Below are 14579 nucleotides of genomic sequence, written 5' to 3'. Positions count from 1 at the left end.
AGGGGGTACGGGGTCAGGGTCCCGGCGGGCGGTCCGGGGTCAACGCCGGCCGCCGGGGCCGGTGGCGGCGCGGGCGGCGATGGCCTGCCGGTACAGCTCGGCGGTGCCGATCGCGGCCTGCTTCCAGGTGAACCGGGCGAGCACCCGCTCGCGGCCGGCCGCCCCGAGCCGGGTGCGCAGCTCCGCGTCGCCGAGCAGCCGGCCGAGCGCGTCGGCGAGGGCCCCCGGGTCGCCGGGCGGGACCGCGAGGCAGGTCTCCCCGTCCGGTCCGGCGACCTCCGGGATGGCGCCGCCGGTCGTCGCGACGAGCGGGGTGCCGGTGGCCATGGCCTCGGCGGCGGGCAGCGAGAACCCCTCGTACAGCGAGGGGACGCAGGCGATCTGGGCACCGCGCACCAGGTCGACCAGCTCGGTGTCGCTGATGCCCTTGACGAACTCGACGGCGTCCGCGAGGCCGTGCCGCTCGATGGCCCGGGCGACCGGCCCGTCCTCGGCGCGCTTGCCGACGACGACGAGATGGGCGGCGGGATTGCCGGTACGGAGCTTGGCCAGCGCCTCCACGAGGTGGACGAGGCCCTTGAGCGGGACGTCGGCGCTCGACGTGGTGACGATGCGGCCCGGGACCTCGGGGACCGAGGGGTCGGGCGACCACAGATCGGTGTCGGCGCCGATGTGCACGACCCGGATGCGGCGCGGGTCGACGCCGAGGTGGTCCACGATCTCCTGCTTGGAGGAGCCGGAGACGGTGAGCACGGAGGGCAGCCGGCGCGCGACCCGCTTCTGCATCCGCGTGAACCCGTACCAGCGGCGCACGGAGGCGCGGCGGCGCCGGCTCGTCGCGGCGTCCAGGTCGAGCTGCCGGTCGACGGTGATGGGGTGGTGGATCGTGGTGACCAGGGGTGCGCCGAGGTCGGCCAGGAGCCCGTAGCCGAGGGTCTGGTTGTCGTGGACCACGTCGAACTCGCCGCGCCGGGCGGCGAGGTGGCGCCGGGCCCGCAGGCTGAAGGTGAGCGGTTCGGGGAAGCCGCCGGTCCACATGGTGGCGACCTCGGCGGCGTCGATCCAGTCCCGGTACTCGCCGCGCTTCGGGGTGCGGAACGGGTCGGGCTGCCGGTACAGGTCGAGGCTGGGCAGCTCGGTGAGCGGGACGCCCTCGTCGAGGACCGGGTACGGCTGGGCGCCGATGACCTCGACGTGGTGGCCGAGGCGGGCGAGCTCACGGGCGAGGTGCCGTACGTAGACGCCCTGGCCGCCGCAGAAGGGGTTGCCCTTGTACGTGAGGAGCGCGATGCGCAGGGGTCCGTCGCCGGGGCCCGTGCCCGGTGCGGCGACGCCCGTACGGGGGCCCGACTCAACGGCCTCAGCGGTCACACTCGGCCCCCTTCTCACTGCGTGTTCGCCGGAGCGTAACCGCTCGCGCTAATCTAGAACAAGTTTCAGACTGGGTAGTTCAATGAGCTACGAATCTACCGGCAGGTAGCTTCGACGCAACGGCCGGATCAGGTGATTCACGCCACGGCGCACGCCCTGGCCACGGGACGGGACACATGACAGCGGAAGCCAGACCGGCATCGCCGCCCCTGACGGAGCGCCAGGAGGCCCGCCGCCGCCGCATCCTGCGGGCCACCGCCGAGCTGGCCGGCCGGGGCGGTTTCGAGGCCGTCCAGATGCGCGAGGTGGCGGAGGCCGCCGAGGTCGCCCTCGGCACCCTGTACCGGTACTTCCCGTCCAAGATCCACCTCCTCGTCGCCACCCTGCACGACCGGCTCCAGCACCTGCGCACCGTCCTCCGCGAGCGCCCCCCGGCCGGGGACGACGCGGCGGCCCGGGTCGCCGGGACGCTGCTGCGGGCCTTCCACGCGATGCGGCGCGAACCGCAGCTGGCGGACGCCATGGTGCGTGCGCTGACCTTCGCGGACCGGGGCGCGAGCCGCGAGGTCGACGCCGTCTCACGGCTCACGACGGCGATCATCCTGGACGCGATGGGCACCGGCCACCCGACGCCGGGGCAGCTCTCCGCCGTGCGGGTGATCGAGTACGCCTGGCATTCCGCGCTGATCACCTGGCTCTCCGGCCGGGCGACGGTCGCACAGGTGCGCACGGACATCGAGACGGTGTGCCGGCTGGTCGGCCCGGCGGCCCCCTGAGCGGCTGCCATGTGCGGCGCCCACACGCCCCGGGGGCGAGGTGGGGTGCCCTGCACCATGTCGACGTCGGCGCGGTGTCCATACGGTTCGGCGACATCACAGGAACACGCCGAGGAGCCGGTCACCATGCCCCGCAGCCGTACCGCCAGCAGAGCCCGCAGATCCCTCAGTGACATCCGTACCGTCGCCGTCCTGGCCGCAGCCGGTCTGCTGCTGACGGGGTGTACCGCCGCCGGGAAGGCGGGCGGGTCCGACTCCGCGAAGACCGCCGACGACGCGGCCGTCAAGGTCGGCCTGGTGTACTCCAGGACCGGGCTCCTCGCCGACTACGGCAAGCAGTACCGGGACGGCTTCATGGCCGGCCTCGACTACGCCACCCAGGGCACCCGCGAGGTCGCCGGGCACCGCATCGAGGTCACCGAACAGGACGACGCGGGCGACCCGGGCAAGGCCGTCGCCGCCGCCAAGAACCTCATCGGCAAGGGCTACAAGGTGCTGGCCGGCACCACCGACTCCGGAGTCGCGCTCCAGATGGCCCCGCTCGCCGCGCAGAACAAGGTGCTGTACGTCAGCGGACCGGCCGCCACCGACGCGGTGACCGGGATCAACGACTACACCTTCCGCTCCGGCCGCCAGTCCTACCAGGACATCCTGACGGCGGGCACGATGCTCGGCGACGCCAAGGGCAAGAAGGTCACCGTGCTCGCCCAGGACTCCACCTTCGGCCAGGCCAACGTGGCCGCCGTGAAGGCGGTCCTCGGCGAGAAGGGCGCGAAGGTCGGCTCGGTGCTGGCGCCACCGAGCGCGACGGACCTGACGCCGTTCGCCCGGCAGGTCAAGGCGGGCGGCCCCGACCTGGTCTTCGTCGCCTGGGCCGGCTCCACCGCGCCGGCGCTGTGGACCGCGCTGGACCAGCAGGGCGTGCTCGGCGCGAGCAAGGTCGTCACCGGCCTGGCCGGCACCGCCTCGTACCCGGTCTTCGGGGCGGCCGGGTCCAAGGTGTCGTTCCTGGCGCACTACTTCCCGGGCGCGGGCGGCGGCAACTCCGTGGAGAAGGCGATGCTGGACGCGGTGGAGAAGGACGGCGGCAGGCCCGACCTGTTCACGCCGGACGGCTTCACGGCCGCCCAGATGATCGTGCACGCCGTCGAGAAGGGCGGCGCCACCGACACCGCCGCGATGGTGAAGGCCCTGGAGGGCTGGAGCTTCGACGGGGTCAAGGGACCGACCCGGGTGCGCGGCGAGGACCACGCGCTGCTCCAGCCGATGTTCGTGGCCAAGCTGGAGGGCAAGGGCAAGACGGCCGAGCCGAAGCTGCTGGACACCGAGCAGCTGGACGCCGTCGCGCCGCCCGTGAAGCCCGCGGCGGGCTGAACCGTGACCGCACCCCACACCCTCGGGCAGGCGAGCCCGGCGGACCGGGAGGCGCCCGTGCTCCGGCTGGACGGCCTCGGCTGGAGCGTCGGCGGCGCCACCATCGTCCAGGACGTCTCCCTGAGCGTCCGCGAGGGCGAGTTCCTGGCCTTCATCGGACCCAACGGAGCGGGCAAGACCTCCCTGTTCAACCTGATCAGCGGGCTGAACCTGCCGACCGCCGGGCGGATCGAGCTGGACGGCGCCGAGATGACGGACCGGCCCGCGCACGTCCGGGCCCGCAGCGGCGTCGGCCGGACTTTCCAGACGTCGAGCCTGTGGCCCGCGATGACCGTCGCCGACCACGTACGGCTGGCCGCGCAGGCCGCCCGGGGCGGTTCGTACCGGCTGTGGCGGCGCGCCGACCCGTACACCGCCGAAGTGGCCGGCGTCCTGGAACGCACCGGGCTCGGCCACCGGGCCGGGGCCACCGCGGGCGAGCTGTCGCACGGCGAGAAGCGGAAGCTGGAGCTCGCCGTGCTGCTGGTGGGCGAGCCCCGGCTGATGCTGCTCGACGAGCCGATGGCCGGGGTCAGCGCCGAGGAGGTCCCCGCCCTCACCGCACTCATCCGCACCCTGCACCGCGAGGAGGGGCGCACGGTCCTCATGGTCGAACACCACATGGACGTCCTGCTCGGCCTCGCCGACCGGCTCGCCGTGATGCACCACGGCCGGCTGCTCGCCCTGGACACCCCCGACGCGGTCACCGCCGACCCGGTCGTGCAGCAGGCGTACCTCGGGGAGGGGCTTTGAATCCTCCCCCGGCTGAAGCAGGGGGATTCCTGGCTCACGCTGCCTGCGGGTCGGCGACCCGGCAGGTCTTCCACGATCAACACCAGCCGGGACGAAACCTGCCCGGTTTGGCATGGCAAAGCTTGGAGGTGCATGTGCCGTCTTGGCTCTCGATCAGCACACGTACGGAGCTTGGTTCTCGCACCGCACGTCGGACAGTCTACCCGCTGTGCATCCTCGGAGGCGCCCTGTGACGGAGCAACCCCTGCTGGACGTACGGGACCTGCGGGTCCTGATCGGCGGCCGGCACATCCTGCACGGCGTCGACCTCGACGTCACCGCGCACGGTGTCACCGCGCTCCTCGGCCGCAACGGGGCCGGGAAGACCACCACGGTCCGGGGCATCCTCGGGCTCGTCCCGCGCGCCGGGAGCGTCCGGCTCGGCGACGAGGAGACCGCGGGCCTGCCCACGCACGCCCTGGTCCGGCGCGGCATCGGCTACGCCCCCGAGGACCGGGGCGTCTTCGCCGGGCTGACCGTCGCGGAGAACCTGCGCCTCGCCGAACGGCGCGGCGCGGGCGAGCCGGCGTACGGCCTGGTCCACGAGCTGTTCCCGGAACTGAAGCAGCGGGCACGCCAGTTGGCCGGGACGCTGTCGGGCGGCCAGCAGCAGATGGTGGCCATCGGGCGCACCCTGCTCAACGCCAACCGGCTGATCATCGCGGACGAACCGACCAAGGGCCTGGCGCCGAAGGTCGTCACCGAGGTGGCCCAGGTGCTGGAACGGGCCGCCGAGGCGGTGCCGGTGCTCCTGGTGGAGCAGAACCTCGCCGTGGTGCGCCGGCTGGCCGGGCACTGCGTGGTCCTCGCCGACGGCCGCACCGCCCACCGGGGCCCGGCCGCCGAGCTGCTGGGCGACGCGGAGGCGGCCCGCACGCTGCTCGGCGTGGGCCACGGCCCGCTCCCCGCACACCCCTCCGTGAAGGCGGATTCCTGATGTCCACCCTCGTCCTGCTCACCATGACCGGACTCGGTCTGGGGGCCCTCTACTTCCTCGTCGCGTCCGGGCTCTCACTGATCTTCGGCCTGATGGACGTGCTCAACTTCGCGCACGGGGCGCTGCTGTCCATCGGCGCGTACGGCACCTGGTGGGCCGCGTCCGGGAACCTCCCCGGCGCGGGCCCCGGCGGCGCCGGCTTCGCGCTGGCGGTCCTGTTCGGTACGGCGGTGGGCACCGCCGCCGCCGTGCTCCTCGAACTCGCGGTCGTCCGCCCGCTCTACACCCGGCCGCGCGAACAGGTGCTCGCCACGGTCGGGGTGGGGCTCGCGGTGCCCGCGCTGCTCTCCGGCGTCTGGGGCTCGGACGCCCACACCTTCCCCGGGCCCGAGGCGCTGTCCGGCACCTTCGGGCTGCTGGGCGCCCAGGTCCCGGTCAACCGGCTGGTGCTGGTGGGCGCGGCGGTCGTGGTGCTGGTGGCGCTGCGGCTCTTCCTCGGGCGCACCCGGCACGGCCTGGTCGTCCGGGCCGGGGTCGAGGACCGGGCGATGGTCACCGCGCTCGGCGTCGACGTCCGCAAGGCGTTCACGCTGGTCTTCGCGATCGGCGGCTGCGCGGCGGCGCTGGGCGGGGCGCTCGGCGGGCTGTACTTCGGCTCGGTCGACCCCCGCCAGGGCACCTCGCTGCTGATCTTCGCGTTCGTCGTCGTGGTCACCGGCGGCATGGGCTCGGTGACGGGCGCCGCCGCGGCGTCGGTGGTCATCGGCCTGGTCCAGCAGTTCGCCAACTACTACACCGCAGCGGGGCTCGGCGACCTGGCCGTCGTCGTCCTGCTCGCCGTGCTGCTGCTGATCCGGCCGCGCGGACTGACGGGGAGGCTCGCATGAGCACCGCCACCGACACACCCGACCGCACCGCCGGGCGCCCGGCCGCCGTCCCGGCCCCGGCCGGGCGGGCCCCGCTGCTGCGCTGGTGGCCCGCCGCCGTCCTGCTGGTCCTGGTGACCGCCCCGTTCAGCGCGGTGCCGGTGCCGGGCCTGCTCGACGGACCGCTGGGCTCGGCGGGAAGCCTGCAACTCCTGGCGACCTGCCTGCTGTTCGGCGCCCTGGCGACCGGCTACGACCTGCTGCTCGGGCGGACCGGGCTGCTCTCCTTCGGCCACGCCCTGTACTTCGCCGCGGGCAGTTACGCCACCAACCTGTTCCTCCTGGAGGCGGGGCTGCCGTTCGCCCTCGCCACGGTCCTCGGACTGCTCTTCGGGATCGCACTCGCCCTGACCCTGGGGTCGGTGAGCCTGCGCGTCACCGGGATCGGCTTCTCCATGGTGACCCTGGCCTTCGCGCAGGCGGGCTCGATCCTGGTGTCGCGCAACCCCGGCGGGGTCACGGGCGGCGAGGAGGGCCGGGCGGCCCCGTCGGACCTGCTGCCGTCCTCGCTGGTCGGCATCGACAACACCGCGAACCTGTACTGGATCGCGCTGGCCTACCTGGTCCTGACCCTGGGCGTCGTGCACTGGGCGGTGCGCTCCCCCACCGGCCGGGTCTGGGAGGGCATCAAGGAGAACGAGCGCCGGGTGGAGGTGCTGGGCCTGAAGCCGTACGGGTTCAAGCTGACGGCCTTCGTCGTCGCGGGGGCGCTCGCCGCGCTCGGCGGGATCGTGCACCTGCTGCTGACGGGCGGCTCGACCCCGCAGACGACCACCTCCGACTTCACGCTCTCGCTGCTGGTGATGGTGGTGCTCGGCGGCTCGGGCACCCGGTGGGGCCCGATGGTCGGCGGCATCCTCTACACCTGGGCCGACCACCGGCTCGGCGATCTGGCCGGATCGGGCGCGGTCGCGGACCTGCCGGCGGTCCTGCGCGTACCGCTGTCGCAACCGCTGTTCCTGCTGGGCGTGCTGTTCGTGGCCGTGGTACATCTGCTGCCCGGCGGCCTGGCCCGGCTGCCGTCCCGGCTGGGAGCAGCCTCGAACCGTAAGGAGACCGGAGTCAGTTGAGCCCGCTCACGGAGTACGAAGAGATCGAAGTCCCCGTGCGCGGGGGCACGCTGGCGGCCCTGCGCTGGCCGGCCGCCGCTCCGGAGGCGCCGGTGGTGGTGGCCCTGCACGGCATCACCTCCAATGCCCTGTCCTGGGCGGCGGTGGCCCGGCTGCTGGCCGGCCGGGCCACCCTGGTCGCCCCTGACCTGCGCGGCCGGGCCGGGAGTGCGCACCTGCCGGGTCCTTACGGGATCGCGGCGCACACCGACGACATCGCCGCCCTGACCGGCGCCCTGGGCCAGGACCGGGTGGTGCTCGCGGGCCACTCGATGGGCGCGTTCGTGGCGGCCCTCGCGGCGGTGCGCCACCCGGACCGCTTCGGACCGCTGCTCCTCGTGGACGGCGGCATCGGCTTCCCGGCCCCGACGCACCTGACGCCCGACGAGCTGATGACGGCGGTGATCGGCCCGGCGATGGACCGGCTGTCGATGACCTTCCCGGACCGGGCCGCGTACCGGGCGTTCTGGCAGGCGCATCCGGCGTTCGCCGGCGCGTGGTCGGACGAGGTGGACGCGTACATCCAGCGCGACCTGACGGGTGAGGAGCCGGCTCTGCGCTCGTCGTGCCGGATCGAGGCGATCCGCACGGACGGCGTCGGCCTGTTCGACGAGGAGGTCCTGTCGGCGGTGCGCGAACTGCCCGTCGACGCGACGCTGCTGTGGGCCGCGCGCGGCCTGATGGACGAGGAGCAGGGCCTGTACGACGAGGGCCGGCTCGCCGCCGCCGGACTGGACGGGACCCGGGTCGAGCCGGTCGCGGTCAAGGACGTGAACCACTACACGGTCCTGACCGGCGACCGGGGCGCACGCGAGGTCGCCGACCGCCTGGCGGCCCTCGCGCGCGCAGGCGTCTGACACGGCCTCAGGGGCCGGCCTCGCGGCGGGTGCCACGGGGCCGGCCCCTGAAGCGGGCCGACGGGATCAGATCCTGCCGTTCGCCAGCCGGGTCAGCGGCCCCGTACGCGGCTTGGCGGTGGCGCGTCCGGTCGCGAAGGCCACGCCGACGATGCTCACCACGCTCACGGCGGCGCCGGCGGCTATCGCCCGCCTGAGCTTGATGACGGTCCAGGCGTTGGCGGCCGCACTCCCGACCCTGGCCGCGTTCGCCGTCACCATCTGCCCGCCGCTCCGGAGGCCGGAGACGGCGGCCTGACCGGCGCGCTGCGTGAGTCCACCGGCCTCGCCCGCGCTCTCCGCGGCCGAGTCCTTGGCGTCCGCCGCCGCGGTCTTCGCCTTGGCGGCCGTGGACTTCGCCTGCTCACCACCGGAGGCGGCCGTCCTTCTCGCCGCACCGCTCGTCCTGCGGGCGGTGGTGGTCCGTCCCTTGCTCCCAGTGGAGCTCTTGGTTTCCTTTTCAGCGGTCATGGCGTCCTCCTTGCCTCGGGTTCCGCGACAAAACCTGGGTGCGGCCCACTCACGCGCCGTTGTGCGGCAGCAGGGAGCCGAGCGGCCCCAGGTCGAGATTGAGATCGTCCATCGTCAGGTCGTACCGGTCGCACAGTTCGGTCATGCGCTCGTTCAGGATCATCAGCGTCATACCGACCCGCTCCTCCTGATGCTCCGTCAGGTCGCCCTGGTCGACCCGGTGGAGGGCCGTTCGCTCCATGAGCTGGCGGAGCAGTTCGACGATGGTGAGCACCAGCTTCATGAGGTCCCGCTCGACGGTGTCCGGGTCGGTCTCCAGCCTCCGCGCACCGGCCGGCGCGGGGCGGTCGTCCGGTTGCGCGGGGCTGAGCCCGAACGACCGGGCCGCCGCCTCCGCCACGGCTTCGGCCACGGCGGCGGGGGGTGCGGGTGCGCCGCGTTCGCCGTCGCACTCGGTCATGCCGTCCTCCTCCTCGTCCGGGTGATGCGGTGGAACGCCCAGGGGACCCGGGGACTCACCACGGTGCGGGGTCCTCGGCGGTGAGCGACCGGATCACCGCCCGCAGATTGATGTGGACGAGGTCGACGTCGGCGATGGACAGGACCAGGTCGCCGGTGAGCACCGCCCCGCCGTTCAGGAGGCGGTCCAGGAGGTCGATCAGCGCGACGGGCGGGCCCTCCCGGGGCTCGGACGGGCCGAGGACGCCCCCGACGAGGTCCGCGCTCACGGCCCCTCACCACCGGCCGGGTCCTCCGCGTGCGGGGCGGTGGCGAACGAGTAGGGCGCCCAGGGCCCCGTCACCTCGACCGACACCCCGGGGACGCCGTCGGCCAGGCCGGTGAGCGCCCGGCGCAGCTCCTCGGTGCGTGCCCGGGGAACGAGGTACGCCTCGTTGGCCACGTTCACGCCGGAGTGGGAGGCCAGCTGCCCCTGCTGCGGGCGGTGGACCACGCGCGAGGCGGCGACGCCCCGAGTCAGCTCCCCGGCGCGGACGACCAGGTCGGACGCCGCCCGGTAGGCGTCCTGGTCCCTGCGCCGCGTCGCCCGGCGCTGCTGGAGGTAGGCCCGTCCGGCACCGGCTCCGGTGGACGTCACGGCGGCCGGAGCCGGCGCCCCGGCCGCCCGGGGATCGGCGTAGACCTTCATCCCGAGTTCGACGTGCCCCTCCAGCCGGCCCAGCAGGTCCTCGAACTCGGCGCGCCGCCGGACCAGCATGCCGGCGACCCGGGCGTCGTCCAGATAGACCGTGGCCAGCCGCATCGGCAGGACCGACGTTTCGGCGAACGCGCCGTCCACCACGGCGTGATGGGCCCGGGCGAGGGCTTCGAGCCGTGCCAGGTCCTCCAGTTGCGCGGACAGGCCCTGCGCTCCGTAGGTGTCCGCCGGCACCCGGGAGACGAGTGCGCAGAGCCCGTCCGCGGCCACCGGGTACAGGGGGTGGCCGTCCACGCCCGGCAGGCGGGAGGTGAGCCCGTGGAGCGCGGGGCCCTCCCGCCCGACCGCGTAGACGTAGGTCAGCCGTGCGCCGTCGGGCGTGTCCGTCCCGGTGCTCATCGTTCCTCCTCGCCCGCCGCCCGGACCTGCTGCTCCTCCTGGGACGCGGCCGCCTCGGGAAGCCCGGCCGCCGACCGCAGCCGGGCCAGCTCGGCCCGCAGCCGCTCGTTCTCCTCGGCCAGCGCTCCGTCAGCGGGGCGCGCCTCGCTCTCGCGGGCGGGCCGGGCTCGTGAGGAGAGCGACGGATCGTGCTCCCACCAGTCGATGCCCATTTCCTTGGCCTTGTCGACCGAGGCGACGAGCAGCCGGAGTTTGATGGTGAGCAGCTCGATGTCGAGCAGGTTGATCTGGATGTCACCGGCGATGACGACACCCTTGTCCAGCACCCTTTCCAGGATGTCGGCGAGGTTGGCCGACGAGCCCTGCCCGTACGCCGGGGAGCTCCCCCTCGGTGGGGCCGGCAGCCGGCCGGCGAGTGAATCGGACACGGTCTCTCACACCTTTCACGGGGTGGTGTCGGTACGCGGGCGGATGCCGCCCGGCTCAGCGACGGCCGGCGGCCGTCCGGCGGCGGGAGCGGCGGGCCGGCCGGGGCTCCTCGGGCTCCTCGTCCTCGGGCTCCTCGTCCGCCGGCTCCTCCTCGGCCTGCTCGTCGTCGTCCTCGTAGCCGGAGTCCTCCTCGTCGACGGGCTCGTCCGCCGCTTCGGCCCCGTCCTCGGGCTCCTCGAACTCGTCCGCCGGCTCTTCCTCCTGCGGGCCGGCCTCGTCCGCCGGCTCCTCGAACCCGTCGGCGTCCTCGTCCTCGTCGGCGGGTTCTTCCTCGTCGGCGAGCTCGTCGTCCAGCGGCTCCTCCCCGCCGTCCTCGAAGCCCTCCGGCTCGTCGCCGGCCGGTCCGGGCTCGGCCGCGTCGTCGCGTGCGCCGTCGTCCTCGTCCTCGGAGGCGGCCCCGGCGTCCCGGCCGTCGGCCTCCTCCTCCTGCTCGATCGCCTCGTCGTGGCCGACGACGACCTCGCCGTCGCGGATCTCGCCCCGCCAGCCGTCGGTCGCCTCACCGCGCATCATGATGAACTTGCGGTAGAGCTTCAGGTCCAGCCGGGCACGGCGGCCCTGGGCCCGCCAGATGTTGCCGGTCTTCTCGAACAGCCCCTTGGGGAAGTACTCGAGGACCAGCAGGACGCGGGTGAGGTCGTCGGTGATCGCGTGGAAGGTGACCACGCCCTTGACGGTGCCCTTGGCGCCCTCGGTGGTCCAGGTGATGCGTTCGTCCGGCACCTGCTCGGTGACGTTCGCCTTCCAGCTGCGGGTGGACTTGGCGACCTTGACCTTCCAGTTGCTGGTGGTGTCGTCGGCCTTCTCCACGCTCACGACGCCCTTGGCGAACGAACTGAACTCCTGGAACTGGGTCCACTGGTCGTACGCCTCGCGGACGGGCACGCCGACGTCGATGTCCTCGACGACGGTGACGCTCTTGGACTTTCCGCCGCCGGACTTGCGCCCCTTGCCGAACAACCCCTTGACCTTGTCCTTCACCTTGTCCTTGAGGTGGGAGGCGCCCGCGCCGAGGGCCGCCTGAGCGGGTGACTTGCCGTCCTTGAGGGCCTGTCCGCCCTTGGCGAGGCCCTTCAGGGCGCCGCCCCCGCCGCCCGGCTCCGCGAGTTTGGACACCGATTCCCCGAGCCGGTGCCCCAGCTGGGTCACCGTGTGCTCGGCGCGGGCGCGGAGGTAGTTCTGCAGCTCTTCCTTGAGCCGTTCGGCGGCCGGGCTCCCGACGACGTCGTCCTTGATGCCCTTGATCGCGGAGTCAGGCATTGCCGCCTCCCCGGGCCTTGCGCGTCCCGGAGGCCGCGGCCTTGGCGGCCCCGCCCGTACGCTTGCGGGCCGGCGCCGCGGCCTTGCCCGCGCTCGCGGAGCGGCTGCCGCCCGACGCGCGCCGGGTCTTCGGGGCGGCCTTCCTGGCCGACGCGGCGGGCTTGCGGGCGGAGCCACCACGCTTCGGCTCCTCGTCGCGGTCCGTCCCGTTCTCGTCCCCGTCGTCGTCGGACGCCCTCGGGTCCTCGGCGTCCTCGAACGGTTCCTCGTCCTCGGCACCCGGGCCCGCCCCCAGCGACTGGGTGCGCCGTTGCAGGGATTCGGCGAGGCTGCCGGCCCGCTGGGTGACGGCCTTGGTGGCCGCCGTCCTGGTGGCGTCCACCAGTTCCTTGCGGACCTGGTCGTTGAGCGGACCCAGGGCGGGCGATTCGGCCAGCATCCGGCCGATCCGCTTCGGGTCGAGGTCGAACTTCTTGCCGAGGAGGAACATGCCGAATCCCACGGCGAGTTTGGCCTTCTTCGTGCGGCCGAGCAGGTATCCGCCCACCAGGGCCGCGCCTATCTTGGCGTTCTTCGTCATCTGTGATGCACCTCGGGTCTCCCCCGGTCGTATGTGGTCCGGACGCCGGTCACGGCGTGTGCCGCGCGCCGTTGCGGTACGCCTCGATCTCGTCGAGCCGGTCGAGCAGTTCGTCCTCGCGCCGGTCGAACTCCTCGGGCCCGATGAGCCCTCCGTTCAGCTCCTGTTCCAGCTGTGCGAGCCGTGCGCGCACCGGTTCGGGGTCGTAGTACTCCTCCTCGGCGGCCTGGACGACCTGGCCGAGGACCCACGCCGTCCCCCGGACGGGGGCCAACGGCAGGGTCAGCAGCTGGGTGATGAGTCCCATGCCGGCAGATCACCTCCGCTCGTGGGGCCGGACGGGGCTGCGACGGCCTCAGACGAAGCTGTACGGCGGCAGGGGCCCGGTGAGCGTGTACGCATAGGCGTCGCCCTGCGTCTCGGCCTCGTTCCGGACCGCCTCCACGAAGGCGTCCGCCTCCGCCCGGGGCACGAGAAAGGACAGGTTCAGAAAGTGCTGGGGCGCCGGCTCCGCGGAGGAGCTGCGGGTGGCCGCTCCCGCAAGACGGCCGGCGACCTCTTCGGCCTCCCTGGCGTGGCGGGCGCTCACCTCGTGGGCCACCAGTTCGCCGAGCGCGAGCTGGTCGTCCCGGCTGCCCTGGGTGCGGGCGCGTTCGCTGAGCCGGCGTATCTCGTCGGACTCGGCCATGATCTCCCGCAGGAGGTCGTCCTCGTCGCGGCCGGCCTTCAGGTTGTACTCGACCTGCCCGTCCAGTTCCCCGAGCCGCTCCGTGTAGGCGTCGGCCTCCCGTTCCAGGGCCGCGGTGACCTCCTCGTCGCCCGGCCCCACGAGGCCGAAGCGCATCGGCAGGGTGGCCCCCTTCTCCATCAGGGCCTCCAGGACGCCCTGGTGGGCCATGACGTCCCGGCGCTTCGCGCGCAGCCCGGGAGGGGCGTCGCTGACCACCGCGGCCAGACGGCCGGTACGCACGGTGCGCAGGGCCGCGGGCGGGCCGCCTACCCCGTGCAGGCCGTCCAGCGGCAACGGGTGGCCGGCGCCGGTGATGGCGTAGATGTACGTGGGCACTGCTGCTACTCCTCGCGTCGCTGGGTCTGCCGGCCGGCCGTGGACTTGCGGGCGGTCCGCTTGCGCGGCTCCTCCTCGGGCTCCTCGCGCTTGCCCTGCAACGACTCGCTGAACGCCTCCACGGCTCCGGTGAGCGCGCCCTTGGACTTCCCCTTGGCGCCGTTCTCCGTCATGTCGCCGACCAGGTCGGTGAGCTGGCTCGGGGCCTTGCGGCCGGCTTCGAGATCGAGCCGGTTGCACGCCTCGGCGAACCGCAGATAGGTGTCGACACTGGCGACCACCACGCGGACGTCGATTTTGAGGATTTCGATGCCCACCAGGGAGACGCGGACGAATGCGTCGATCACCAGGCCGCGGTCGAGTATGAGCTCAAGAACGTCGTAGAGATTTCCCGAGCCGCCGCTCCCGCCGGACGTCGCATTGCTCTGCTGCACGAGTGTCATGGGAACTCCTTTCGGTGATCTTTTCGTTCGACGACGGAGTTCCTCAGCGACGGTCGATCTGCCCCCGGGCATACCGACGCACGCGTTCGTAGGACATGAGCCGCCCCCGGGAATCGAGTTGCACCCGGTAGGAGGCCAGCACGCTCATGGTGTCCGGAACCCTCTCCAGCTCGACCACTTCGACATCCGCCGACCAGCCGTTCTCGGTGGCTTTCACCGCGGAGACCGAATCGGGCTCGCACTGAAGCATTTCCGTGAGCTGTGCGGCGGCCTGCCGCATCGCGGTGAGCGCGTCGACGCGCTCCTCCTGCTCATTTCCGGTGTCCTTTTCGGTACTCATCCTTCCCCTGTCGCCGGGGAGTGCCGCTGCCTGTCCGGCCTCCGTCGTCATGGCTTCCGTTCGCATGCCCGTGCATTCCGGAGGCATGCGTCGGCGGAGCGGGAATGACGAGGACGCGGTTTTCCGCGGCAACCGGGACGATTGCCGCGGAAAAC

At 73.1% G+C, this 14579-nt stretch carries 19 protein-coding genes; 7 read left to right on the top strand and 12 right to left on the bottom strand.

Annotation, left to right across the window (positions count from 1 at the left end; all coding sequences use genetic code 11):
- Positions 1-39 precede the first annotated feature (39 nt).
- Positions 40-1371, bottom strand: a complete 1332-nt coding sequence (locus tag ACFUJY_RS34690) for a glycosyltransferase family 4 protein (protein ID WP_383307094.1) — start codon at positions 1369-1371, stop codon at positions 40-42.
- Between the two features lie 176 nt (positions 1372-1547).
- Between ACFUJY_RS34690 and ACFUJY_RS34685 the strand changes: the two genes are divergently transcribed.
- From ACFUJY_RS34685 to ACFUJY_RS34655, 7 genes are all read left to right on the top strand, one after another.
- Positions 1548-2147, top strand: a complete 600-nt coding sequence (locus ACFUJY_RS34685) for a TetR family transcriptional regulator (protein WP_383307092.1) — start codon at positions 1548-1550, stop codon at positions 2145-2147.
- 126 nt (positions 2148-2273) lie between these two features.
- The gene (locus tag ACFUJY_RS34680; RefSeq protein ID WP_383307090.1) at positions 2274-3521 is read left to right on the top strand and encodes a substrate-binding domain-containing protein; all 1248 of its coding nucleotides are present in this window, start codon (positions 2274-2276) and stop codon (positions 3519-3521) included.
- Between the two features lie 3 nt (positions 3522-3524).
- Positions 3525-4313 carry an ABC transporter ATP-binding protein gene (locus ACFUJY_RS34675; protein ID WP_383307088.1) on the top strand — a complete coding sequence of 263 codons (789 nt, stop codon included), beginning with the start codon at positions 3525-3527 and terminating at the stop codon, positions 4311-4313.
- A gap of 229 nt (positions 4314-4542) precedes the next feature.
- Positions 4543-5289 carry an ABC transporter ATP-binding protein gene (locus ACFUJY_RS34670; protein WP_383307087.1) on the top strand — a complete coding sequence of 249 codons (747 nt, stop codon included), beginning with the start codon at positions 4543-4545 and terminating at the stop codon, positions 5287-5289.
- Complete coding sequence (locus tag ACFUJY_RS34665; RefSeq protein WP_383307085.1) at positions 5289-6176, top strand: branched-chain amino acid ABC transporter permease; 888 nt, start codon at positions 5289-5291, stop codon at positions 6174-6176. Before ACFUJY_RS34670 ends, ACFUJY_RS34665 begins: the two co-directional genes overlap by 1 nt.
- The gene (locus ACFUJY_RS34660; RefSeq protein WP_383307083.1) at positions 6173-7285 is read left to right on the top strand and encodes a branched-chain amino acid ABC transporter permease; all 1113 of its coding nucleotides are present in this window, start codon (positions 6173-6175) and stop codon (positions 7283-7285) included. The genes ACFUJY_RS34665 and ACFUJY_RS34660 overlap by 4 nt, the downstream gene beginning before the upstream one ends.
- Positions 7282-8181, top strand: coding sequence for an alpha/beta fold hydrolase (locus tag ACFUJY_RS34655; RefSeq protein WP_383307081.1), 900 nt, complete (start codon positions 7282-7284; stop codon positions 8179-8181). Before ACFUJY_RS34660 ends, ACFUJY_RS34655 begins: the two co-directional genes overlap by 4 nt.
- A gap of 66 nt (positions 8182-8247) precedes the next feature.
- Here ACFUJY_RS34655 and ACFUJY_RS34650 read toward each other — a convergent pair whose 3' ends face one another.
- The 11 genes from ACFUJY_RS34650 to ACFUJY_RS34600 form a co-directional block, all read right to left on the bottom strand.
- Positions 8248-8691 (bottom strand): hypothetical protein, encoded by a 444-nt coding sequence (locus tag ACFUJY_RS34650; RefSeq protein ID WP_383307079.1) that lies wholly within the window; start codon positions 8689-8691, stop codon positions 8248-8250.
- A 49-nt stretch (positions 8692-8740) separates the two neighbouring features.
- On the bottom strand, positions 8741-9151 hold the full coding sequence (locus ACFUJY_RS34645) for a gas vesicle protein K (RefSeq protein ID WP_383307077.1): 411 nt from the start codon (positions 9149-9151) through the stop codon (positions 8741-8743).
- Between the two features lie 55 nt (positions 9152-9206).
- On the bottom strand, positions 9207-9419 hold the full coding sequence (locus tag ACFUJY_RS34640; protein WP_383307076.1) for a gas vesicle protein: 213 nt from the start codon (positions 9417-9419) through the stop codon (positions 9207-9209).
- The gene (locus ACFUJY_RS34635; RefSeq protein WP_383307074.1) at positions 9416-10246 is read right to left on the bottom strand and encodes a GvpL/GvpF family gas vesicle protein; all 831 of its coding nucleotides are present in this window, start codon (positions 10244-10246) and stop codon (positions 9416-9418) included. Before ACFUJY_RS34635 ends, ACFUJY_RS34640 begins: the two co-directional genes overlap by 4 nt.
- Positions 10243-10674: a gas vesicle protein gene (locus tag ACFUJY_RS34630; RefSeq protein WP_383307072.1), complete on the bottom strand. Its 432-nt coding sequence runs from the start codon at positions 10672-10674 to the stop codon at positions 10243-10245. Before ACFUJY_RS34630 ends, ACFUJY_RS34635 begins: the two co-directional genes overlap by 4 nt.
- A gap of 55 nt (positions 10675-10729) precedes the next feature.
- Positions 10730-11995, bottom strand: coding sequence for an SRPBCC family protein (locus ACFUJY_RS34625; RefSeq protein WP_383307070.1), 1266 nt, complete (start codon positions 11993-11995; stop codon positions 10730-10732).
- Positions 11988-12575, bottom strand: coding sequence for a hypothetical protein (locus ACFUJY_RS34620; RefSeq protein WP_383307068.1), 588 nt, complete (start codon positions 12573-12575; stop codon positions 11988-11990). The genes ACFUJY_RS34625 and ACFUJY_RS34620 overlap by 8 nt, the downstream gene beginning before the upstream one ends.
- Positions 12576-12624: 49 nt before the next feature.
- Positions 12625-12882, bottom strand: coding sequence for a gas vesicle protein GvpG (locus ACFUJY_RS34615; protein WP_383307066.1), 258 nt, complete (start codon positions 12880-12882; stop codon positions 12625-12627).
- Between the two features lie 48 nt (positions 12883-12930).
- Positions 12931-13641, bottom strand: coding sequence for a GvpL/GvpF family gas vesicle protein (locus ACFUJY_RS34610; protein ID WP_383307064.1), 711 nt, complete (start codon positions 13639-13641; stop codon positions 12931-12933).
- A 5-nt stretch (positions 13642-13646) separates the two neighbouring features.
- Positions 13647-14084, bottom strand: coding sequence for a gas vesicle structural protein GvpA (locus ACFUJY_RS34605; RefSeq protein WP_383307063.1), 438 nt, complete (start codon positions 14082-14084; stop codon positions 13647-13649).
- Positions 14085-14127: 43 nt separating this feature from the next.
- A partial coding sequence (locus ACFUJY_RS34600; RefSeq protein WP_383307061.1) for a gas vesicle protein occupies positions 14128-14579 on the bottom strand: 452 nt, incomplete at its 5' end.

Source organism: Streptomyces sp. NPDC057249 (assembly GCF_042669245.1).
Taxonomy (GTDB): Bacteria; Actinomycetota; Actinomycetes; order Streptomycetales; family Streptomycetaceae; genus Streptomyces.
Note: the sequence above shows the minus strand (reverse complement) of the source record. Positions and strands in the feature narration are given on the sequence as shown.